The sequence below is a fragment of the Pseudomonas sp. Kh14 genome, assembly GCF_900291005.1.
In the GTDB taxonomy this organism is placed as follows: domain Bacteria; phylum Pseudomonadota; class Gammaproteobacteria; order Pseudomonadales; family Pseudomonadaceae; genus Aquipseudomonas; species Aquipseudomonas alloputida.
Map to the genome: position 1 here is coordinate 53,096 of NZ_OLKJ01000029.1, position 20,892 is coordinate 73,987.

The following is a 20,892-nucleotide window of genomic DNA, read 5'->3' on the forward strand; positions in this document are numbered from 1 at the left end:
AGACAATTGCTGCCACAGGGTCTCTCGCGAACTGGAGATTTGCATATGAACAACAGATTCCAAGGCAAGGTCGCCCTGGTCACCGGTGCCGCTCAAGGCATCGGCCGGGGCGTGTGCTGGCGGCTGAAGGCTGAAGGCGCGCAAGTGGTGGCGGTAGACCGTTCCGAGCTGGTCCACGAACTGGCTGGCGAGGGCATGCTCACCCTCACCGCCGACCTGGAACAACACGCCGATTGCGCCCGGGTCATGGCCAGTGCGGTGGAAACCTTCGGCCGCCTCGACATCTTGGTCAACAACGTCGGCGGCACCATCTGGGCCAAGCCTTTCGAGCACTACGAAGTCGAGCAGATCGAGGCCGAAGTGCGCCGTTCGCTATTCCCGACACTGTGGTGCTGCCATGCCGCGCTGCCCTACATGCTTGAACGTGGCAGCGGCGTCATCGTCAACGTTTCTTCCATCGCCACCCGTGGCGTCAACCGTGTGCCCTATGGCGCGGCCAAAGGCGGCGTCAATGCGCTCACCGCCTGCCTGGCCTTCGAAACGGCTGGCCGTGGGATCCGTGTCAACGCCACCGCGCCGGGTGGCACCGAAGCACCGCCCCGGCGGGTACCGCGCAACAGTGCAGAGCAAACCGAGCAGGAAAAGCGCTGGTACCAGCAGATCGTCGACCAGACCCTCGACAGCAGCCTGATGCACCGCTACGGCAGCATCGACGAGCAGGTGGGGGCCATTCTGTTCCTCGCGTCCGACGAAGCCTCGTACATCACCGGCGTGACCCTGCCGGTAGGGGGCGGCGACCTCGGCTGACCCGCAACCTCAAGGCAAAGCTTTCTTCCACAACAAAAACAAGAGCGACAGATGCCATGCGAACCCTTGACGTACACCCGATCATCGACAATGCGCGCTTTACCCCGTTTCACTGGATGGTCATGGCCTGGTGCGGCCTGCTGCTGATTTTCGACGGCTATGACCTGTTCATCTACGGTGTGGTATTGCCGGTCATCATGAAAGAGTGGGGCCTGACCCCATTGCAGGCTGGTGCACTGGGCAGCTATGCGCTGTTCGGCATGATGTTCGGCGCCCTGGCCTTCGGCAGCCTGGCCGACCGCATCGGGCGCAAGAAGGGCATTGCCATCTGTTTCGCCTTGTTCTCGGGGGCGACCATCCTCAATGGCTTTGCCAGCAGCCCGAGCGAGTTTGGCATCTACCGCTTCATCGCCGGCCTGGGCTGTGGCGGCCTGATGCCCAACGCCGTGGCACTGATGAACGAATACGCGCCCAAGCGCCTGCGCAGCACGCTGGTGGCGATCATGTTCAGTGGTTATTCGCTGGGCGGCATGCTGTCGGCAGGTGTCGGCATTTTCATGCTGCCGCGTTTTGGCTGGGAGTCGATGTTCTTCGCCGCTGCGGTGCCACTGCTGCTGTTACCGGTGATTCTTTACTACCTGCCTGAATCCATCGGCTTCCTGGTGCGCCAAGGCCGTATCGAGGCAGCACGCACGCTGCTCAAACGGCTGGACCCGGACTGCGATGTGCAGGCCGATGACATGCTTCAGGCGGCCGACCGCAAAGGCAGCGGCGCTTCGGTGCTGGAACTGTTCCGCAATGGCCTGGCAATTCGCACCCTGGCGCTGTGGGTTGCGTTCTTCTGCTGCCTGCTGATGGTCTACGCCCTGAGCTCCTGGCTGCCAAAGCTGATGGCCAACGCCGGCTACAGCCTGGGCTCAAGCCTGTCATTCCTGCTGGCACTGAACTTTGGCGGCATGGCCGGGGCGATCCTCGGCGGCTGGCTGGGCGACCGCTACAACCTGGTCAAGGTGAAGGTGGCGTTCTTCATTGCAGCCGCACTGTCGATCAGCCTGCTGGGGGTGAACAGCCCGATGCCGGTGCTGTACCTGCTGATCTTCATTGCCGGCGCCACCACCATTGGTACGCAGATTCTGCTGTATGCCGGCGCTGCGCAGATGTACGGCCTGTCGGTGCGCTCTACCGGCCTGGGCTGGGCCTCGGGTATTGGCCGTAACGGCGCCATCGTCGGCCCGCTGCTGGGCGGTGCGCTGATGGGCATCAACCTGCCACTTCAACTCAATTTCATCGCCTTCGCCATTCCTGGCGCCATCGCCGCGCTGGCCATGGCCGTGCACCTGGCCAGTGGTCGGCGCCACGCCCAGGCCCTGGCGGCGCAGGCTTGAACCGAACAGAACAAGACGAGGTAACTCCCATGACCGTGAACATTTCCAATACTGCCGAGGTACAGCAGTTCTTCGAGGAGGCAGCAGGTTTTGGTAATGCGGCCGGCAACCCACGCCTCAAACGCATCGTGCAGCGCCTGCTGCAGGATACCGCGCGGCTGATCGAAGACCTGGACATCAGCGAAGACGAGTTCTGGCACGCCGTCGACTACCTCAACCGCCTGGGCGGTTGCGGCGAAGCCGGGTTGCTGGTGGCGGGGCTGGGCCTCGAACACTTCCTCGACCTGCTGCAGGATGCCAAGGACCAGGAGGCAGGGCGCGTTGGCGGCACCCCGCGCACCATCGAAGGCCCGTTGTACGTGGCTGGCGCACCGATTGCCCAAGGTGAAGTGCGCATGGACGATGGCAGCGAGGAGGGCGTGGCCACGGTGATGTTCCTGGAAGGCCAGGTGCTGGACCCGCACGGACGCCCGCTGCCGGGTGCCACGGTCGACCTGTGGCATGCCAATACCCGTGGTACCTACTCGTTCTTCGACCGAAGCCAGTCGGCGTACAACCTGCGTCGGCGCATCGTTACCGATGCCCAGGGGCGCTACCGTGCGCGCTCCATCGTGCCATCGGGGTATGGCTGCGACCCGCAGGGGCCAACCCAGGAATGCCTGGACCTGCTGGGCCGTCATGGCCAGCGCCCGGCGCATGTGCACTTCTTTATCTCGGCGCCCGGGTACCGGCACCTGACCACGCAGATAAACCTGTCGGGGGACAAGTACCTGTGGGATGACTTTGCCTACGCCACACGTGACGGGCTGGTCGGGGAGGTGGTGTTCGTCGAAGGGCCGGAGGGTCGGCATGCCGAGTTGAAGTTCGACTTCCAGTTGCAGCAGGCCCAGGGCGGTGCCGATGAGCAGCGCAGCGGGCGGCCGCGGGCTTTGCAGGAGGCCTGATCCACCGAGTGGGCTGTTTCGCGGGCATGCCCGCTCCCATAGGTGAAGCCTGTGCAGTCGTTGTGGGAGCGGGCAAGCCCGCGAAGCAGCCAACACCCAAACAAGAGCCCGCCACAACGGGCGGCCGCTGGCTTGCGAGAAACTTCATGAAAACGCTGATCAAGGACTGCTCGGTGTCGGCCATCGTCGCCGGCAGCATTGCCACGACGATCTCCTATGCCGGCCCGTTGGTGATCATTTTCCACGCCGCCGAAGCGGCCGGCCTGTCGCACCAGCAGTTGTCGTCCTGGGTCTGGGCCGTGTCCATGGGCAGTGCGGTGCTCGGTGCGCTGCTCAGCCTGCGCTACCGCGTGCCGGTAGTGATTGCCTGGTCAATCCCGGGGTCGGCCCTGTTGGTCACTGCCTTGCCGCAACTGGGCCTGGAGCAGGCCGTGGGGGCCTACCTGGTGGCCAACCTGGTCCTGCTGCTGATCGGCATCAGCGGGGCCTTCGACCGCATCATCGCGCGCCTGCCGGGTTCTATCGCTGCCGGTATGCAGGCCGGGATCCTGTTCAGTTTTGGCATCGAGGTGTTCCGCGCCTTGCCGGTGCAACCGCTGCTGGTACTGGCGATGTTCGTCACCTACGTGCTGATGCGTCGGGTGCAGCCGCGCTATGCAGTGGCTGCGGTACTGGGCGTGGGCATGCTGGTGACCGTGGCCAGCGGTACGTTGCGCAGCGAGGTACTGGTGCTGGAACTGGCCTCACCCCAGTGGATCACCCCCCAGTTCAGCCTGTCGGCGGTATTCAGCCTGGCGCTGCCGATGGTGCTGGTGGCACTGACCGGGCAATTCATGCCGGGTATGGCGGTACTGCGCAACGCTGGCTACACCACGCCGGCCAGCCCGCTGATCAGCGCCAGTGCCCTGGCTGGGGCGCTACTGGCGCCGTTCGGTTGCCACGGGCTGAACCTGGCGGCGGTTACCGCCAGCCTGTGCACCGGCCATGAAGCCCATGAAAACCCGCAACGGCGCTATGTAGCTGCGGTGGCAGGCAGTGTGTTGTACCTGCTACTGGGCATTGCCGGGGCCACCTTGATGTCGCTGTTCGCCGCCTTTCCCGCCGTACTGATCGCTGCCCTGGCCGGTTTGGCCCTGTATGGCGCCATCAGCGAAGCCTTGGTCCGCAGCCTGGCAGAACCGGCCGAGCGCGACGCCGGGCTGTTCACCTTCCTGGTCACCGCTTCGGGGGTGGCTTTCCTGGGCCTGTCGGCGGCGTTCTGGGGGCTGCTGTTCGGCCTGCTGGCGCACGCGATGCTGAGGCTGCGCCAACCAGGTGCCCGGGAGGTGCTGCGCCGTACCCCATGAACTGCCGTGTTTCCAACGCTTTACCCATAAAAACAAGATCAAGAGAGCTTCGGAATGAACCACACCCCTTGCGTTGCCCTGGGCCTGACACTGCTCAGCCAGCCACTGCTGGCTGCCGAAGGCGGCTTCTTCGAGGACTCGAAGGCCACCCTGAGTGCCCGTAACTACTACTTCAGCCGCGATTTTTCCGACATTGTCGGGGCCAACAAACAGTCCAAGGCCGAGGAGTGGGCCCAGGGTTTCATCCTCGACTTCAAAAGTGGCTACACCCCGGGCCCGGTCGGCTTTGGCGTGGACGCCCTGGGCTTGCTGGGGATCAAGCTGGACAGCAGTCCAGACCGTACCAACACCGGCCTGTTGCCGGTGCATGGCGACGGCCGCGCTGCCGACGAGTACAGCCGCCTGGCGCCGACCTTCAAGGCACGGATATCAAAAACCGAACTGCGTGCAGGTGAACTGCAACCGAACCTGCCGGTGCTGACCTTCAGTGATATTCGCCTGTTGCCGCCCACCTATCAGGGCGTGAGTTTGAGTTCGGCAGAAATCGACGGGCTGACCGTGCAGGCCGGGCACCTGAAAAGCACCCACCTGCGCAACGAAGGTGGCGACGGCAAGATGAACGCGATGCTCGGCCATGTGCCGATGCGACAGGCCGAAAGCGACGCGTTCAACTACGTGGGTGGGGATTATGCGTTCAATGCCAACCAGAGCAACGTCAGCCTTTGGTACGGTCAGCTGGAGGACATCTACCAACAAGGCTTCGTTGGCCTGAAGCACAGCAAACCCGTCGGGGACTGGGTACTCAGCGCCAACCTGGGTTATTTCACCGCACGTGAGGAAGGCGATGCGCTGCTGGGCAACATCGACAACCAGGCGTTCTTCTCGCTGTTCACTGCCCGCCATGGCGGGCACAGCTTCCATGTCGGCTACCAGGGCATTTATGGCGATAGCCCGTTCCCACGGGTATTCGCCAACATCTCGCCGTTGGGCAATGAGGTGCCGACCTATGAGTTTGCCTACACCGACGAACGCTCGTACCAGGTGCGTTACGACTACAACTTCGCCGCCATGGGCGTGCCGGGCCTGACAGCGACCGTGCGCTACATAACCGGTAACAATGTCGATACCGGGCTGGGTTACGAAGGGCGTGATCGCGAGCGTGATCTGGATATCGGCTATGCGGTGCAGAGCGGGGCACTGAAGGGCTTGGGGATACGGGTGAGGAACGCCATGGCGCGCTCCAACTACCGCAGTGATATCGACGAGAACCGCCTGACGCTGGTGTACACCTGGCAGCTGTTCTGAGCCATTCAGGAGAATTGCGCATCAGGGGTGGATGGGGGTAGCGTGCGCAAACGACTTTTTCAGGAATCCCCACCTTGGACTCCATCACCCAAGCCGTACTTGGCGCGGCGCTGCAAGGGACCGTGCTCGGGCGCATCCAGGGCCGGCGCTCGCTGCTGTACGGTGCAGCACTGGGCACGTTGCCGGACCTGGATGTGATCATTCGCTACGCCGACCCGGTGTCGCAGATGACCTACCACCGTGGTTTTTCCCACTCGCTGTTCGTGCTAACGGGGCTGGCCTTGCTGCTGGCCTGGCTGGTCAACAAATGCTGGCCTGGCAAAGGCTATACCTTGCCACGGCTGTTCCTCGCATTCTGGCTGGTACTGGTTACCCACCCGTTGCTGGACGCCTTTACGGTCTACGGCACGCAGCTGTTCTGGCCACTGCAAGGCACCCCGCAAAGCTGGGCGGCGGTGTTTATCATCGACCCGGTCTATACCGTGCCACTGCTGCTGGCGGTCATCTATGCCATCGCCAAGGGCGTGACTGCCAGGGCTAAACGCCTATTGACCCTGGCGCTGGTATTCAGTACCGCATACCTAGGGTTTGGCCTTGCCGGGCGCATGGCGGCCGAGCAGCGCTTCGAGGCGGCGCTGCACCAGCGCGGTATCGCTACCAACGAGGTCCGCGCCGTGCCGATCGCTTTCAACAGCCTGGTCTGGCGGGTGCTGGCCAAGACTGCGGAAGGGGATTACTACGAAGGCATCAGCAGTGCATTCGACCGGCAACCGCCAGAGATGCAGCGTTTGTCACGTAACCTGCAGCTTGCCCAAGCGCTGAGCGATGATCCACTGCACCAGCGGTTGCGCTGGTTCACCGATGACTGGCTGCGATACGACCAGATCGGTGATGCGCTGGTGGTCACCGACCTGCGTATGGGTATTCCAGGTAACTACACCTTCCGTTTCAACATGGCCCACCGTGATAACCAGGGGCGCTGGATTGTCGATGTGCCTTCGATGTTCCAGGGCGCTGGCCCAGGTTCGATGTTCAGTGGTGCAGACCTGGCGTTGATCTGGCGGCGCATTATCGAACAGCAACCACCCTTGCCTCTGGCAGTGTGGACCGAACGTTATCTGGGCGTCAGCCCCGTAGAGCGCTAGCGCTTGCGCTCGGCCGGGCTGGATCTGGTCAAATGGACGGCGATGTTGACCATGGTCGTCGATCACTTGCGTTTTCTGTGGCCCGAGGCCGATAGCCTGTTCGTGTTGGGGCGGCTGGCGTTTCCGCTGTTCTGCCTGGCGATTGCAGTGAATGTTGGGCGAGCCCGTGCGGGGGCGCTGTATACCCGTGGCAACCTGCGCTACCTGGCGCTGATGCTGATGTTCGCGGTGCTGTCCGAGCCTGCGTATCGTTGGCTGGACAGTGGCTCGCAGACATTCAGCGTGATGCCGACCTTGTTATTGGGGTTGGTGGTTGCCTGGGGTGTGCATCACCCCTTGATATCGGCACGCGTGCTTGGCATCGCCGGCCTGCTGGCGGGTTGGTTGTTGCGTGAGCAGCTGATGTATGGGTTGCCGGGGGTGTTGCTGCCGGGCGCCTGGTTGATGGCGCGCAGGCAAGGTGGGGTTGCCGGGTTGTTGCCTTGCCTGTTGGCTGCGGGCGGCAATCTGACCAATAGCTGGTTGCGCGAGCACCTGTTGGCGCCGTTCACGGTGCTGACACTGACTGCTGCAACTCTGGCGATTCCGCTCGGGGTGCTGTTGTTACGGCAAGATGAATGGCGGGTGCCCGTGGTGGGGCGCTGGGGTTACCTGTTCTATCCGGTGCATTTGCTGGTCATCAAGGTCCTGTCATGAGCCAGGCATCGGGCCGCGGTGAAAAAGGGGATCGGGAGCCCGGCGTTGGGCCCCCATTGCCCGCGAAGAGGCCAGTACAGGAAGACGCTCAGCTGCGTGCCAACCGCCCACTCACATAATGCGCGACATCATTGAACCCTGGGGTCGACGCATGCCCCGGCGTCACCAGTGAGTCAATGAACGCCTCGTCCTCTGCGGTGATCTTCACCGCCAGCGCACCCCCATAGGTCTCCCACTGTTCCTCGGTGCGAGGCCCTACGATTGCGGAACTCACCAGCTGGTTGTTCAATACCCAGGCAATGGCGAACTCGACGATCCCCACACCTTTGGCCTCGACATAGGTCTGGATCTGCCGGGCAATCGCCAGCGATTCCTGGCGCCACTCCACCTCCATGATGCGCTTGTCCTGGCGCCCGGCACGGCTGCCAGCGTCCGGCACCGCGCCCGGCGCATACTTGCCACTGAGCACGCCCCGGGCCAGCGGGCTGAAGGGTACGACGCCCAGACCATGGGCGGCGGCGGCAGTGAGCTGTTCGGGCTCGGCCTGGCGGTTGACGATGTTGTACAGCGGCTGGCTGACTACCGGCCTGGGCACACCGAGGCGCTCGGCAACATGGCAGACCTCGGCAATGCGCCAGCCACGGAAATTGGACACCCCCCAGTAGCGGATCTTGCCCTGGCGCAACAAGTCGCCAATGGCCTGCACGGTCTCTTCCAGCGGTACCTTGTGGTCTTCGCGGTGCAGGTAGTAGATGTCCAGGTAGTCCATGCCCATGCGGGTCAGCGTGGCATCCACGGCATTGAAGATGTGCTTGCGCGACAACCCGCTGCGGTTAGGCAGGCCGTCGGCCGGGCCGAAGCCGACCTTGCTGGCGACGATCCAGTCATGGCGATGGCGCGCCACGGCTTCACCGACGATTTCTTCCGAGCGCCCGGCGTTGTACACGTCGGCGGTGTCGATGAAGTTGATGCCTTGGTCCCAGGCCTTGTCGATGATGCGCAGGGCATCCTCGGTACTGGTCTGCTCGCCGAACATCATGCTGCCCAGGGTAAGGGCGGAAACCTGCAGGCCACTGTGGCCGAGGGGGCGGTAGATCATGCGCGTGGGTCCTTATGCAGTGGGCTGACCTACCTGTTTTACACACAACCGGGATGCATTGAAAGGCACCCCTCAGCCAATGAGCGCCACAGCCTCCTGCAGGCTCAAGGGGCGCTTCAGGCGTTGCGACAGCGTCGCCATGGCATCGGAGTAACCCTTGGCGATAACGGCCTCGACGCGTTCATCCACACACTGCAGGGCAATGAAATCGCCGTTTTCCGGCTCTCCGACGAATTCGATCCGGTTCCAGTCTCTGGCATGGCCTAGCACTTCATAGGTACGGCCATGCTGGTAGGTCCAGAAGAAGGGTACATCGGCATAACGGCGTTGTTCGCCAAGCATGTTGGCGGCGGCGATAACCCCGTGCTGCTGGGCCAGGCGCCAGTGCTCGATGCGCACCGGGCGCCCCGTGAGCGGGAAGGTGGCGATATCACCGGCGGCCCACAAACCGTCAGCTGCGCGCATTTCTGCGTCGACCCTCACCGATTTGTCTTCGCCAAGCGGCACGCCTTGAAGGAACGCGGTGGCGGGCTTTACCCCGGTGCCGAGCAGGACCAAGGGGGTCTGCAGCCGTTCACCATTGGCCAGTTGCACCGCTTCGACCTTGACCAGGCCTTCGAGCCGCTCGACCTCGGTGGGGCCGTGGAAAGTGATGCCTTTTCGTTCATGCAGCGCGCGAATGCAGCGCCCGATCCGCTCGCCCAACTGTCGGGCCAGAGGGACTTCGTGGCGCGAGACCACGTGCACCTGCAAGCCATACTTGCGCAATGCCGAGGCTGCTTCCAGGCCGATAAAGCCGTCACCGACGATGACCACCGGTTGGCCAGGCTCGGCTGCGTCGAGCAACTGTGCAGCATCTTCCAGTGAGCGGAGGGTGAACACCCCGGGCAGGTCGGCACCGGGAATGTCTGGGCGCAGTGCTTTACCACCGGTGGCCAGCAGGCAGGCGTCGTAATCGATCTGCTGACCATCGGCGAGGGTGACCTGGCGCTTCTGGCTGTTCAGGGTGCGCACCTTGCCGTGCTTGCGCTGCAGTTGGCCCTTGCGCAAGGCGTCGGCTTCGAGCAGCGCGGGGACCTCATCGGGCGGCATCTGCCCGGCAATCACGAATTTGCTCAGAGCTGTGCGATCGTAGGCCGGCTGGCGCTCCTGATCGATCCATACCAGCCGCCCAGCGAAGCCATGAGCCAGCAGGGTGGCGACGGCGGCGCTGCCGGCGGCACCGGCGCCGACCACCACAAAACAGCGGGCATCGCTGTGTCTGGGCGGTTCGGTTGCCGGCAGGGGCTGGTCATCGACCCAGACTTCATCGCCCTTGATCCACGCCTTGTAGCGGCGCAGGTCGGCGAGTGCAGGCGGCTCACAAACCACGCCGTCGTCAACGGCGAACGCAGCTTTGTGCCAAGGGCAGACCAGCAGGCCACCGCAGACTACACCTTCGTCGAGTGGGGCCCCGGCATGGGGGCAGTTGCCTTGATAAGCGTGTACCTGCTCCCCTTGGCGGACGAGGATGAGTTCTTCGCTACCGGCCTGCACGCGCAGGGGGCGGTGTTCGTCGAGCTGGGCCAAGTGGGCCACGGCGTACTGGGTCATGGGGCTTCTCCAAAGGGGCCTTTGGAACCATTTGACGCCTGGGGCGGGAAGGGGATGCGTTGAGCTGACGATCGGTGGAGGGTGTGGCTTGAGTGGGCTTCATTGCAGGCTTGCCCGCGCCCACAGGCTTGAAAACCTGTGGGTGTGGGCAAGCCGGCCAATGCCTCAACTCGCCCGTGCAGTACTCAGCGAACCCGCTCGCGTTACACGCAAGGCCACCAGGCTACCCAATACGATCAACGCCGCGAGCGAATACAGTGCGGCATCGGTTGAGCCGGTCTGGTCCTTGATGAACCCGACCAGGTACGGGCTGAGAAACCCCGCCATCTGGCCTACCGAGTTGATGATCGCCAGACCTGCCACGGCGGCTCCGGCACTGAGCAGCGCAGTCGGCATTGGCCAGAACATCGGCAAACCGGTAAGCGCGCCCATGGTGGCGATCGACAAGCCAAGAATGGCAATAGTCGGGTTGCCGGCGAAGTTCACCGCAATCAGCAGGCCGACGGCGCCCATCAGCATTGGCACCACCAGGTGCCAGCGGCGCTCGTTGCGCAGGTCGGCCGAGCGCCCGCAAAGGATCATGAACACACCCGCCAGCAGGTACGGGATGGCGCTGAGCCAGCCGATCAGCAGCGGGTTGTCGAAGCCCATGCTCTTGATGATCGAGGGTAGCCAGAAGTTGATCGCGTACACGCCGCTCTGGATGCAGAAGTAGACGAAGCCGAAGGTCCAGATCAGCGGGTTGGTCAACACGGCCAGCACGCTGTCGCTGGTGGTGTCCGGTGTGCTTGCGGCATCGGCCTGCAGGTCGGCAGCAATCAGTTGACGTTCAGCCGGGCTCAGCCAGGCGGCTTTCTGGTAGCCGTCACTGAGCAGGAATACCGCCAGTACGCCCAAGGCCACGGTTGGCAGGCCCTGGATCAGGAACATCCACTGCCAGCCGGCCAGGCCGTGCTGGCCGGCGGCAAAATGTTCGAGGATCCAGCCGGAGAACGGCCCGCCAAGCAGGCCCGATACCGGGATCGCCGACATGAAAAGGGCCATGATGCGGCCGCGCCGGGCCGCCGGGAACCAGCGCGAGAGGTACAGCACCACACCCGGGAAGAAGCCGGCTTCGGCAGCGCCGGTGAGCAGGCGCAGGGTGTAGAACTCGGCAGGGGTGGTGACGAACAGCAGGCAGGTGGACAGGCTGCCCCAGGCGATCATCATCAGCGCGATCCAGCGCCGTGGGCCGAAGCGGTTGAGGGCCAGGTTGCTTGGCAGGCCACACAGTACGTAGCCGATGAAGAAGATGCCGGCGCCAAGGCCGTACACCGTTTCGCTGAATTTCAGGGCGTCGAGCATCTGCAACTTGGCAAAGCCGACGTTGACGCGGTCCAGGTAGTTGAACAGGTAGCAGATGAAAATGAACGGAATCAGCCGCAAGGTGATACGCCGGTACAGCGCGTTGCGGGTGGTGTCCGTGCCTTGGTCAGGGGCGGGGCTGTGTGCCATGATCGGGTTCTCTGTTGTTATGGTTTTCGCCGCGTCGCCTGTTCCGGCGCTCGCCCTGACGAGTCTCGGGGACTGCGGCCAGCCTGTCTTTGTGCTTTTGCACAGCGCTTGGCCCAGGCTGCTGTGCCCGAGCCCAAAAGCCAAACACCTAAAGGACCCCGCAATGTTCGAACTCGACCATGACCTGGCGCAGGATATCGTTGACCGGGCAATGGCCATCTTGCCTTGCAACGTCAATGTCATGGACAGCCAGGGGTTGATCCTGGGCAGCGGTGAGCCGGAGCGTATCAACACCCGTCACGAGGGCGCGCAGCTGGTCTTGGCCAATGGCCGGATCGTCGAACTGGATACCGACGCGGCCAAGTGCCTGAAGGGCGTGCAGCCCGGCGTGAACCTGCCATTGATGCTCGATGGGCGGCTGATGGGCGTGTTGGGCCTGACTGGCGACCCGCAGCAGGTGCGCACCTATGGCGAGTTGGTGCGCATGACCGCCGAAATGCTGCTGGCCCAACGCAATTTACAGGCTGACCAGCAATGGCGAAGGCAGCGCTGTGACGACCTGCTGGCGCTATTGCTCGGCGGCAGCGGTAACTCGCCGCGCTTGCTGGACGAAGCCCGTCAGTTGGGCCTGAAACCTCAGCTACCGCGGATACCGTGCCTGTTCGAGATTACTTCCGGGCCACCTGCCGAGGCGCTGGCCGCATGGTTGATGAGCCGTTATCCGGATAGCTGGTGCGTCAGCCCGGCTCGCCAGTCGTTGCTGTGGTGCCGCCCGGCAGGCGTGGCCCTGGATGAATTGCGCCTGCTGGAACGCCTGCAACGCCACGGCTGGGACATTGAGCGACTGGCCCTGGGCAGTGCAGCGCAGAGCCTGGAGCAGTTACGCCGTGGTTACCGCCGGGTGCGTGACTTGCTGGCCTACGGCCGCGAGGTATTGCCCAGCGAACGATTGCTCAGCCTGCAGCGCTACCGGCTGCCGGCGCTGCTGTGGCGCCACCGTAACGACGATGCGCTGGACGAGCTGCTGGAGCCGTTGCAGCGCATCCGCGCCAAGGACAGCAGTGGCCAGTTACTCGCCACCCTGCGCGCCTGGTGTGCCCATGACGGCCAGAGCCAGTCCTGTGCCGACGCCCTCGGCATCCACCGCAACAGCCTGCGCTATCGACTGGAGCGCATAGCCGAGCTGGGTGAGGTCGACCCGCTGCGCCTGGAAGGGATGCTTAGCTTGTATCTGGGGTTGCAGCTGTTGCCAGCTGACTGAAGGATTCACTTGCCGGCGATTGGGCCAGAACAGGCAAAAGGCATCTGCCCAAACAACCCGGCCGGCGTTTTGTGCATTTGACCGAGGTCACCTTGGCTGCCACCTGTCAGCATGCCGCTCATCAGGACAGGAGAAACCTCATGAAGATCGTCATTGCCCCCGACTCGTTCAAGGACAGCCTGGACGCTGCCGGTGTCGCCCGCGCCATCGCTGCGGGCCTGAGCGAAGCGTGGCCGGAGGCTGAACTGGTCGAGTGCCCAATGGCAGACGGTGGCGAAGGCACCATGGAGGTGATCCTGGCCGCCAGCTGCGGTGAATTGCGCCGCCAGACAGTGCGCGGGCCATTGGGGCAGCACGTCGAGGCTGGCTGGGGCTGGTTGCCGCAAAGTCGCACCGCAATCATCGAAATGGCCCAGGCCAGTGGCCTGCAACGGGTGCCAACCGGCCAGCGCGATGCTTGCCGCAGCAGCACCTGGGGGACCGGTGAGCTGATTGCCGCAGCCCTCGACGCCGGAGCCCTGCGTGTGGTGCTGGCCATCGGCGGCAGCGCCACCAACGATGCCGGCAGTGGCATGTTGCGAGCGCTTGGCCTGCGCCTGCTGGACGCTGACGGGCAAGCGCTGGAAGAGGGCGGCCTGGCCTTGGCCAAGCTGGCCCGTATCGACGCCAGCGGCCTCGACCCGCGCCTGGTCGGGGTGCAGTTTGAAGTCGCGGCGGATGTCGACAACCCCTTGTGTGGCGCCAACGGCGCATCGGCGATCTTCGGCCCGCAGAAAGGTGCCAACCCGCAACAAGTGGAGGCGCTGGACCACGCGCTAAATCATTTTGCCGACCATTGTGCGCTGCTGTTGGGCGAGGATGTGCGCGATTACCCTGGTTGTGGCGCGGCCGGTGGCATGGGCTTCGCTGCCCGGGCATTCATGGACGCGCAGTTCCGCCCTGGGGTGCAAGTCGTGGCTGAGCTGGTTGGTCTTGACGCCCTGGCGCAGGGGGCAGATCTGGTGGTGACGGGCGAGGGGCGTTTCGATGCCCAGACACTGAGCGGCAAGACGCCGATGGGGGTGGCGCGGGTTGCCAAGCGCCATGGCGTGCCGGTGGTGGTACTGGCCGGGACCTTGGGGGAGGGGTATCAGCAGTTGTATGCCCATGGGGTCGATGCTGCATTTGCACTGGCCAGTGGACCGATGAGCCTGGAGCAGGCGTGTGCAAATGCTGCCGAGCTGTTGCAGGCCAGGGCTTGTGATATCGGTCGGCTGTGGCGCTGCGCGAAACGAGGCTGAACACCCTGTAGAAATAGCCTTATTGCTGTGTCTCGAACATGGCAATGAAGTTGGCCAGCGCTGGTGAAGCATTCTGGGCGCTCCATTTCATGTACAGCCCAAGCCCTGGGGCGGGCTGGTCATCGATAGGGCGGATGGGGCAAAACTGCACGCGTTCGCGCGGGGTGGAGCGGACGAACGACTCCGGCACCAGGGCCACGCCAAAGCCGCAGGCCACCAGGCCAAGCAGGGTGTGGATCTGCGCCGCCTCCTGCACGACCTTGGGGTAGAACCCGGCCGCTTCGCACAACGCAACCAACTGCGCGTGGTAGCCCCCGCCCAGCGCTTGTGGGGTGAACACGAAGTCTTCATCGGCAAACTCGCGCAGGTCGACGGCCTCGTGCCGCGCCTTGGGATGGCTGGCGGGCAGCGCCATGACGATCTGCTCGTCAAGCAGCAAGCGTGCCTCCAGGGTGCCGGCCGGCAGCGGTAGCCTGCGCATGAAGCCGATGTCCGCCTCACCGGCCAGCAAGGCCTTGGCCTGAGAGGCGGATGGCATCTCGCGGATGGTCAGCTGCACGTTCGGATAAGTCTCCCGAAAGCGGCGCAAGCGGTTGAGCAGCGAGTCGTAATAGGCGATGGAAATGGCCGTGATGGTCAATTTGCCGCTGACCCCCGCAGAAACGTTGCGCGCGTACTCGATCCCTTGTTCCAGTTCAGCAAGCGTGCGGTAGGCGGTGTCGAGAAACGCTGCACCCGCTGCGGTCAGGCGCACCCCGCGCTTGTTGCGCAGAAGCAGGCCGAAGCCGAGCTTTTCCTCGAGCCGGTTGATCGCCTGGCTCAGCGGCGGTTGCGCCATGTGCAAACGCTGGGCGGCCTTGTGAAAGTGCAGCTCTTCGGCCACGGCGATGAACTGCCTGAGCAAACGTGTTTCGATCATCCAGCATTCCTGCAGCGCGGCGACTCGGCGGTGATATTCATGGGATATCAAAGTTGCATGCTTTTAATATTAAGTCATTGATTTTTTTGTTGATATCGTAAAAAGGAGAACTGAAGGTAGTCAGAAATGCCCGTTACAGACCCTTTTCATACTAAAGTTGCGGTCATCACCGGTGCCGCACAGGGCCTGGGCTTGGCCTATGCCATGGCGTTGGCCGAACGCGGCGCGCGGGTAGTCATCAGCGACCTGGGCACTGACCGTTCGGGGCAAGGGCAAGATGGCTCGGCGCTTGAGCACGCACTGGCGGCCATGCGTGCCAAAGGCTTCGCAGTGGTTGGGCACGCCGGCCAACTGGAAAGCGAGGAAGGCTGCAAGCAGCTGGTCGAGTTGGCCATCGAGCATTTCGGTGCGCTGGATATCCTGATCCACAATGCCGGCTGGGTCGATTACCAACGCATCGAGGTCCAGGAAGATGCCTTCCTGCAACGCGCCCTGGGCATCAATGTGCAGGCCCCCGTATGGCTGGCCAAGCATGCCTGGCCACATCTCAAGCGCTCCGCAGCGCCACGGGTGGTATTGACCACCTCGGACCGCGCCATGTACCAGCGCTATGCGCAACCCGGCCTGGTGGCCTATGCCGCGGGCAAGATGGCCCAGGTCGGCATCATGAACGCCCTGAGCATGGAGGGCCAGGAGCACGGTATTCTGGTCAATGCCATTTCGCCGGTGGCCAAAACCCGCATGTGGGGCATCAGCCAACCACCTGAAGAGCTGAAGCCCGAGTGGGTGACGCCCGGCGTGCTTTACCTGGCCAGTGCGCTGTGCCATGACACGGGTTACATCTTGCGCGCCAGCAACGGCCAGTTCACCGCCACACGCTTCAACGAAAACAGCGGCGTCAGCTACCCTCGTGACCTTGGCCGCGTGCAGGCCAGCGACCTGGCGCAGGTGGCCGAGCGCTGGAACCGCATCAAGGAATGCAATTACGTGCCAGTCAAAGTTGCCAACACGCGCGCGGATCTTGGTGAAAGCCTGGTCTGGGATGAGCGCAGCGGCGTATTGTATTTTGTCGATATCTCTGGCGGGCGCATCAACAGCCTGACACCCGATGGCGAAGTCGAGTGCCTTTACGAGTCGGCCGCGCGCATTGGCGCCTTGGCGCTGACCGACCGGGGTAACCTGATTTTCACCGAGGATGCCAGCGTGGCCATCTTCGATGTGCCAGCACGCAAGGTGAGCCAGCATTCGGCATCAGTGCATCCGCGCTCGACTTACCGCTTCAACGACGGCGCCTGCGACCCGCAGGGACGCTTCGTCACCGGTCTGATGGACGAGGCCCTCAGCGGCAGTACCGGGGCGCTTTTTCGTTTTGACTGGCAATTGAGCGACCAGGTGATCCACGATGACATGGCTTTGCCCACCGGCCTTGCCTGGTCTCAGGACGGCCACACGGTGTACTTCGTCGATTCGGCGGCGCGTGCGATCTACCGCGCCGAGTACCTCATCGAAGGCCGGCTGGGTGCTGTTACGCTGTTTGCCGAAACCCCCGCCGAACTGGGCCGGCCGGATGGCCTGGCGCTGGACCGCGACGGCGGGCTGTGGGTGTGCCAGTACCATGGCAGCTGCCTGCTGCGCTACGACCGCCACGGGCACCTGACCGACCAGGTGTTGATGCCAGTACCGTGCCCCACCAGCTGCTGCTTTGGCGGGCCCGGGATGAACACCTTGTACATCAGCACCGCGCGTTACGACATGACGCCAGAAGACCTGCACCATTATCCGGACGCTGGCGACCTGTATGCCATCCGCCCGGAAACGGGCGGCGTTGCCAGGCACAGCTTCAAGGAATAAGCGGTTGCACCTGACTGGCCGGTAGCACGGCCAGTTCGCCAAAACGCTGTGCCGAGTCGATGTAGCGCAGCGCCGACTTGGCGTCTTTCCAGCCCACATAGCTCATCAGCGACTTCAGCTCCCAACCATTGGCCGTGGCCCAGGTGGCGAAGCCACGCCGTAGCGAGTGGCCGGTATACAGTGCCGCCGGCACCCCGGCGCGTTCCAGCATGCGCCGCAGCAGGCCCACCAGGCTGTTGCTGTTTAGCGCGTTGTCGCCAAGGTTGCCCCAGCGGTCGAGTTTGCGGAACACCGGCCCATGGGCAATACCGGCGACTTCAAGCCATTGCAGGTAGGCTGTGACAGGGCACAAGGCCTTGAGGGCAGGGGTGCGGTGCTGTACGCCCAAGGCTTCGCGGTCGCCCTTGCTGCGCGGCAGGAAAAGCGTAATGCCGACACCGGCTTGCGCCTGGATGTGTTCGATGCGCAGGCGTGCCAGCTCATCGCCGCGAAAACCACGCCAGAAACCCAGCAACAGCAAGGCGCTGTCACGGCGAGCCCGGCGCAGGGCTGCCAAATCATGGTGCTCGCGGGCTTGTCGGGCTTCTTCTTCAAAACACGCTACAGCGGTTTGCAGGTGTTGCAGCAACAGCGGGGCGGCCTGTTTGGGTGGCGTGGGGTGCAGGGTGCGGATGCCGCGTAGCACCTGACGCACCAACGGCGCCTTGGTCGGATCGGGGAAGCCTTGGGCGACGTGCCATTGGCTGAGCGCGGCCAGGCGTTGACGCAGGGTGCTGACTGCATGCTGGTCGGCATGATCTGCCAGGTAGCGAGCAATACTTTCGGCGGTGGCCGGGAGAAAGCCGCCCCAGTGGCTTTCGAAGTGCTCGATGGCGGCCTGGTAGCTGCGCCGGGTGTTGTCACGGGTGGCGGCGCGAAGGTAGCGCTCGATATCGGTCATGGTGCGGGTGTCGGTGTGTGATCGGTACACGATAAACCGAAATGCGTTGTCTGTCCTTGCCCAACGTCCTCGGCAAGCCTGTCGTTGCGCTCAATACACGCATGCCTTGTCCTCGACACCGTTGAAGGGCGGGTAAGCCCACAGCTGCGGCAGCGACAGTGGCCGGCTGAAGTGGTAGCCCTGGGCGATATCGCAGCCGGCAAGCTTCAGGTACACCACCTGCTCACGGGTTTCCACCCCCTCGGCCACCACTTCCAGGCCCAGGCGCTTGGCCAGGATGATGGTGGAGGACACGATCGGGCTGTCGTCATGGCTGTTGGACAGCGCCGCGATCAGCGAACGATCAATCTTCAGCTTGCTCAGGGGCAGTGAATGCAGGTGGGCAAAGCCGGCGTAGCCACGGCCAAAATCGTCCAGACTGATACCCAAACCTGCGCCGCGCAACGTATGCAAGTGAGTCACCGCCGTGCCTTCGGGGTCGAGGATGGTGGTTTCGGTAATTTCCAGCTCCAGCTGCTGGGGCGCGATGCCATGATGCTGTAATTTGCTCAGCAGCCGGTCAGCGAAGTCGGCTTGACGCAGCTGCAGGGCGGAGACATTGACGGCCAGCCGTGTCTTGCGGCCCTGGGCATCCCAGCTCGACAAGGCTTCACAGGCCAGCTGCAGTACTTCCCAACCCAGCTCGACAATAAAGCCACTGCGCTCGGCCAGGTCAATGAAGCGGTCCGGGTACAGCAGGCCGAACTCAGGGTGGTCCCAGCGCACCAGCGCCTCGTAGCCCTGCACCTGGTGGGTGTCCAGGCGCATCTGTGGCTGGTAGTGCAGCACGAACTGACGTTCGGCCAAGGCACTGCCGAACGCTTGCTCAAGGGTGAAAGCCTGGATATCGGCCAGGTTCAGCGAGGGGTCGAAAAAGCGATACTGCGCGCGTCCTGCCTGCTTGGCCGAGTACATGGCAGCATCGGCACTGCGTATCAGGCTGTCGATGTCCTGGCCATCACGCGGGCAGATGCTCACCCCTACGCTGGGGCTGGTGTTGACCTCTTGGCCATCCAGGGCGTACGCGGCCGACAGTTTCTGCACCAGTTCGTGGACCCAGGCGTTGATCTGTTCCTCGCTGCGCTCGCCGGCCAGCAGCACCACGAATTCGTCGCCGCCAAAGCGCGAAGCCTCGTCGCCGGGCTCCAGCAGGCGCTGGATACGCCCGGCCACAGCCTGTAGCAGCAGGTCACCAATCTTGTGTCCGAGCGAATCGTTGATCGACTTGAAGCGGTCCATGTCGATGAACAGGATCGCCATCAGTCGGCGCTTGCCACGTTGCCGAGTCAGCGCCTGGCTGGCCACTTCAACGAACTGGCGGCGGTTGTGCAGGCCGCTGAGGTGGTCGGTGGCGGCGGCGTGGCTGCTGCGCCGGTGTTCATCCTCCAGGCGCACGATCAGTTGCTGATTGACCTGCTGGGCATGTTCCAGCGCGTCGAATGCCTCCTGGCGTTTGCGCAGCAGGCGCAAGGTCCATAGCAGGCTGGCCAGGATCATCAGGGTCATGCTCAGGTTCAACCAGAACTGCCGGGAATAGGCCAGCGTCGAGGGTGCGAGGATTTCTGCCTGGCGCTGGCTGACCACCACGCTGAAGCCGTGCTCGGGTACATGGCGGTACAAGCTTTGGTAGGCATCACCCGCTACGTATTGGGTCAGCATGCCTGCTTCGGTGTTTAGCGCCGGCAGCGGTGGCTGCAATAGGTCGCCCGCAGTCACCACGCCGCTGTTGTCAATGCGCAGCCGCTCCAGGCCGTCATCCTGCAGCAGACACACCAGGCCACTGTTGCCCAGGTCGATAGGCTGGAACAGCACCGCCAGGTAGCCGACGTCCAATTGCACCACCAAAAGGTTGTCGATTTCCCGGCCGGTCGAATTGGTCAACGGCAGCAGGAAGGGCAGGCGCCCAGTGGGCGGGGCAGCGTCTTGGCTGACAGGCTGAATGCTCGGCAGGAAAGGTTTGAAACCGTAGCGGTCAATGTGCCGCTGCAGTTGGCGCAACCAGTCTGCCGGCAACTCGGCGGCCTCATCGGTATGGCTGGCCGCTAGCAGCCGGCCTTGTCGGTCGTACAGGCTCAAGCGCTTGAACACTGTGTCTGCTGCCAGGCTGAGGTTGCCTTGGCGCCGCGCTTTCATGTCGTCCTGAGTAACACGACCCACCGCCTGGGCGCGGTCAACAAGCTGTCGCAGGCTTTCGCCCACGATGCTGGCCAGGTTCAGGTGCTCGATGGCCTTGGTCGACAGTGCATTCTGTCGGGCGGCGGCTTTCTGGGTGACGTGCAGCCCCCAGAGAAACGCCAGGGTCGCTGCACAGAGCATCAGGATCAGCAGTCGCAGAAGGCTGGTGGAGGAAAGCGAACGGCGAATCACTGCTGATAGTTCCCGACCCTGGGTAATGCTCGGAAAATACGACAATAAGATGACAGCCTGATGACTGGTGGCCAATAGCCTTTAGGGGCCACACTTCCAGCGCGCCGTCGCCGCTGAAACCGCCGTTGGTGGATTGATTGGCAATGGCCGCGTCGCTCATGGCGGATGTCTGCATTGGCTTAAGTCTCGCTCATAGGTTGGGTAGTTGAAGTAGTGACAGGCGCGGCGCCCTCGGGTATACCTGAGCGCTACCAAGGGGAGCCCGGCAATGGGCTGAGAAACCGCTGAACGCTACAGCGCGGTGACCCTTCGAACCTGATCCGGATCATGCCGGCGAAGGGATGGGGCTTGTAACCTGCCTTTTTGCCGGCCTCACTGCGAGGCCAGTCCATGCCAACTTTCAAGGTCTCGCTGTCACCCT

The 20,892-nt window shown here is 63.4% G+C and carries 16 protein-coding genes, 1 pseudogene and 1 riboswitch; of the genes and pseudogenes, 11 read left to right on the plus strand and 6 right to left on the minus strand.

Translation table 11 applies throughout. From position 1 onward, the window contains the following. Positions 1-45: 45 nt before the first annotated feature. The 7 genes from FQ668_RS15000 to FQ668_RS15030 all read left to right on the plus strand — a co-directional run bounded on the left by FQ668_RS15000 (position 46) and on the right by FQ668_RS15030 (position 7,628). Positions 46-807, plus strand: a complete 762-nt coding sequence (locus FQ668_RS15000) for a 1,6-dihydroxycyclohexa-2,4-diene-1-carboxylate dehydrogenase (RefSeq protein ID WP_014591008.1) — start codon at positions 46-48, stop codon at positions 805-807. Positions 808-863: 56 nt separating this feature from the next. Beyond that, on the plus strand, positions 864-2,192 hold the full coding sequence (locus tag FQ668_RS15005; protein WP_014591007.1) for an aromatic acid/H+ symport family MFS transporter: 1,329 nt from the start codon (positions 864-866) through the stop codon (positions 2,190-2,192). A 29-nt stretch (positions 2,193-2,221) separates the two neighbouring features. Next, positions 2,222-3,136 (plus strand): catechol 1,2-dioxygenase, encoded by a 915-nt coding sequence (gene catA, locus FQ668_RS15010; RefSeq protein ID WP_019438644.1) that lies wholly within the window; start codon positions 2,222-2,224, stop codon positions 3,134-3,136. A gap of 146 nt (positions 3,137-3,282) precedes the next feature. After that, the gene (locus tag FQ668_RS15015; protein WP_019438643.1) at positions 3,283-4,482 is read left to right on the plus strand and encodes a benzoate/H(+) symporter BenE family transporter; all 1,200 of its coding nucleotides are present in this window, start codon (positions 3,283-3,285) and stop codon (positions 4,480-4,482) included. Between the two features lie 54 nt (positions 4,483-4,536). Continuing rightward, a complete protein-coding gene (locus tag FQ668_RS15020) occupies positions 4,537-5,787 on the plus strand; it encodes an OprD family porin (RefSeq protein WP_019438642.1) in 1,251 nt (416 codons plus the stop codon). 74 nt (positions 5,788-5,861) lie between these two features. Further along, positions 5,862-6,932: a metal-dependent hydrolase gene (locus tag FQ668_RS15025; RefSeq protein ID WP_014591003.1), complete on the plus strand. Its 1,071-nt coding sequence runs from the start codon at positions 5,862-5,864 to the stop codon at positions 6,930-6,932. A gap of 3 nt (positions 6,933-6,935) precedes the next feature. Next, positions 6,936-7,628, plus strand: coding sequence for a TraX family protein (locus tag FQ668_RS15030; RefSeq protein ID WP_014591002.1), 693 nt, complete (start codon positions 6,936-6,938; stop codon positions 7,626-7,628). Positions 7,629-7,716: 88 nt separating this feature from the next. Here FQ668_RS15030 and FQ668_RS15035 read toward each other — a convergent pair whose 3' ends face one another. The 3 genes from FQ668_RS15035 to FQ668_RS15045 form a co-directional block, all read right to left on the minus strand. After that, on the minus strand, positions 7,717-8,727 hold the full coding sequence (locus tag FQ668_RS15035; RefSeq protein ID WP_019438640.1) for an aldo/keto reductase: 1,011 nt from the start codon (positions 8,725-8,727) through the stop codon (positions 7,717-7,719). A gap of 72 nt (positions 8,728-8,799) precedes the next feature. Beyond that, complete coding sequence (locus tag FQ668_RS15040) at positions 8,800-10,320, minus strand: FAD-dependent oxidoreductase (RefSeq protein ID WP_019438639.1); 1,521 nt, start codon at positions 10,318-10,320, stop codon at positions 8,800-8,802. A 165-nt stretch (positions 10,321-10,485) separates the two neighbouring features. Further along, positions 10,486-11,814, minus strand: a complete 1,329-nt coding sequence (locus FQ668_RS15045) for an MFS transporter (protein WP_019438638.1) — start codon at positions 11,812-11,814, stop codon at positions 10,486-10,488. A 163-nt stretch (positions 11,815-11,977) separates the two neighbouring features. Here FQ668_RS15045 and FQ668_RS15050 point away from each other — a divergent pair, with 163 nt between their 5' ends. Together FQ668_RS15050 and FQ668_RS15055 are read left to right on the plus strand one after the other, a co-directional pair. Then, positions 11,978-13,075, plus strand: coding sequence for a sugar diacid recognition domain-containing protein (locus FQ668_RS15050; RefSeq protein WP_019438637.1), 1,098 nt, complete (start codon positions 11,978-11,980; stop codon positions 13,073-13,075). A 140-nt stretch (positions 13,076-13,215) separates the two neighbouring features. After that, positions 13,216-14,355, plus strand: a complete 1,140-nt coding sequence (locus FQ668_RS15055) for a glycerate kinase (RefSeq protein ID WP_019438635.1) — start codon at positions 13,216-13,218, stop codon at positions 14,353-14,355. A 19-nt stretch (positions 14,356-14,374) separates the two neighbouring features. On the opposite strand, the gene FQ668_RS15060 is transcribed toward FQ668_RS15055, so the two are convergent. After that, positions 14,375-15,274, minus strand: a complete 900-nt coding sequence (locus FQ668_RS15060; RefSeq protein WP_019438634.1) for a LysR family transcriptional regulator — start codon at positions 15,272-15,274, stop codon at positions 14,375-14,377. Positions 15,275-15,478: 204 nt separating this feature from the next. Here FQ668_RS15060 and FQ668_RS29005 point away from each other — a divergent pair. Together FQ668_RS29005 and FQ668_RS29010 are read left to right on the plus strand one after the other, a co-directional pair. Then, positions 15,479-15,958 (plus strand): annotated as a pseudogene (locus FQ668_RS29005) (SDR family NAD(P)-dependent oxidoreductase); the annotation flags it as partial. A 57-nt stretch (positions 15,959-16,015) separates the two neighbouring features. Beyond that, positions 16,016-17,125 (plus strand): SMP-30/gluconolactonase/LRE family protein, encoded by a 1,110-nt coding sequence (locus FQ668_RS29010; RefSeq protein WP_230678110.1) that lies wholly within the window; start codon positions 16,016-16,018, stop codon positions 17,123-17,125. On the opposite strand, the gene FQ668_RS15070 is transcribed toward FQ668_RS29010, so the two are convergent. Both FQ668_RS15070 and FQ668_RS15075 read right to left on the minus strand, forming a co-directional pair. Continuing rightward, entirely contained in the window at positions 17,115-18,095 is a 981-nt protein-coding gene (locus tag FQ668_RS15070) for a site-specific integrase (RefSeq protein WP_014590994.1), read from the minus strand. The two genes, FQ668_RS29010 and FQ668_RS15070, sit on opposite strands and share 11 nt — an antisense overlap. Positions 18,096-18,155: 60 nt before the next feature. Continuing rightward, positions 18,156-20,471 (minus strand): bifunctional diguanylate cyclase/phosphodiesterase, encoded by a 2,316-nt coding sequence (locus tag FQ668_RS15075; RefSeq protein WP_014590993.1) that lies wholly within the window; start codon positions 20,469-20,471, stop codon positions 18,156-18,158. A 244-nt stretch (positions 20,472-20,715) separates the two neighbouring features. After that, positions 20,716-20,830, plus strand: a riboswitch (TPP riboswitch). Positions 20,831-20,892: the final 62 nt, after the last annotated feature.

Excerpts from the sequence above, each read along its gene's own strand:
- FQ668_RS15040 (WP_019438639.1), bottom strand. The coding sequence starts at position 10,320 with ATGACCCAGTACGCCGTGGCCCACTTGGCCCAGCTCGACGAACACCGC.
- FQ668_RS29010 (WP_230678110.1), top strand. The coding sequence starts at position 16,016 with ATGTGGGGCATCAGCCAACCACCTGAAGAGCTGAAGCCCGAGTGGGTG.
- FQ668_RS15060 (WP_019438634.1), bottom strand. The coding sequence starts at position 15,274 with ATGATCGAAACACGTTTGCTCAGGCAGTTCATCGCCGTGGCCGAAGAG.
- FQ668_RS15045 (WP_019438638.1), bottom strand. The coding sequence starts at position 11,814 with ATGGCACACAGCCCCGCCCCTGACCAAGGCACGGACACCACCCGCAAC.
- FQ668_RS15050 (WP_019438637.1), top strand. The coding sequence starts at position 11,978 with ATGTTCGAACTCGACCATGACCTGGCGCAGGATATCGTTGACCGGGCA.
- FQ668_RS15005 (WP_014591007.1), top strand. The coding sequence starts at position 864 with ATGCGAACCCTTGACGTACACCCGATCATCGACAATGCGCGCTTTACC.
- FQ668_RS15015 (WP_019438643.1), top strand. The coding sequence starts at position 3,283 with ATGAAAACGCTGATCAAGGACTGCTCGGTGTCGGCCATCGTCGCCGGC.
- catA (WP_019438644.1), top strand. The coding sequence starts at position 2,222 with ATGACCGTGAACATTTCCAATACTGCCGAGGTACAGCAGTTCTTCGAG.
- FQ668_RS15055 (WP_019438635.1), top strand. The coding sequence starts at position 13,216 with ATGAAGATCGTCATTGCCCCCGACTCGTTCAAGGACAGCCTGGACGCT.
- FQ668_RS15020 (WP_019438642.1), top strand. The coding sequence starts at position 4,537 with ATGAACCACACCCCTTGCGTTGCCCTGGGCCTGACACTGCTCAGCCAG.
- FQ668_RS15035 (WP_019438640.1), bottom strand. The coding sequence starts at position 8,727 with ATGATCTACCGCCCCCTCGGCCACAGTGGCCTGCAGGTTTCCGCCCTT.
- FQ668_RS15000 (WP_014591008.1), top strand. The coding sequence starts at position 46 with ATGAACAACAGATTCCAAGGCAAGGTCGCCCTGGTCACCGGTGCCGCT.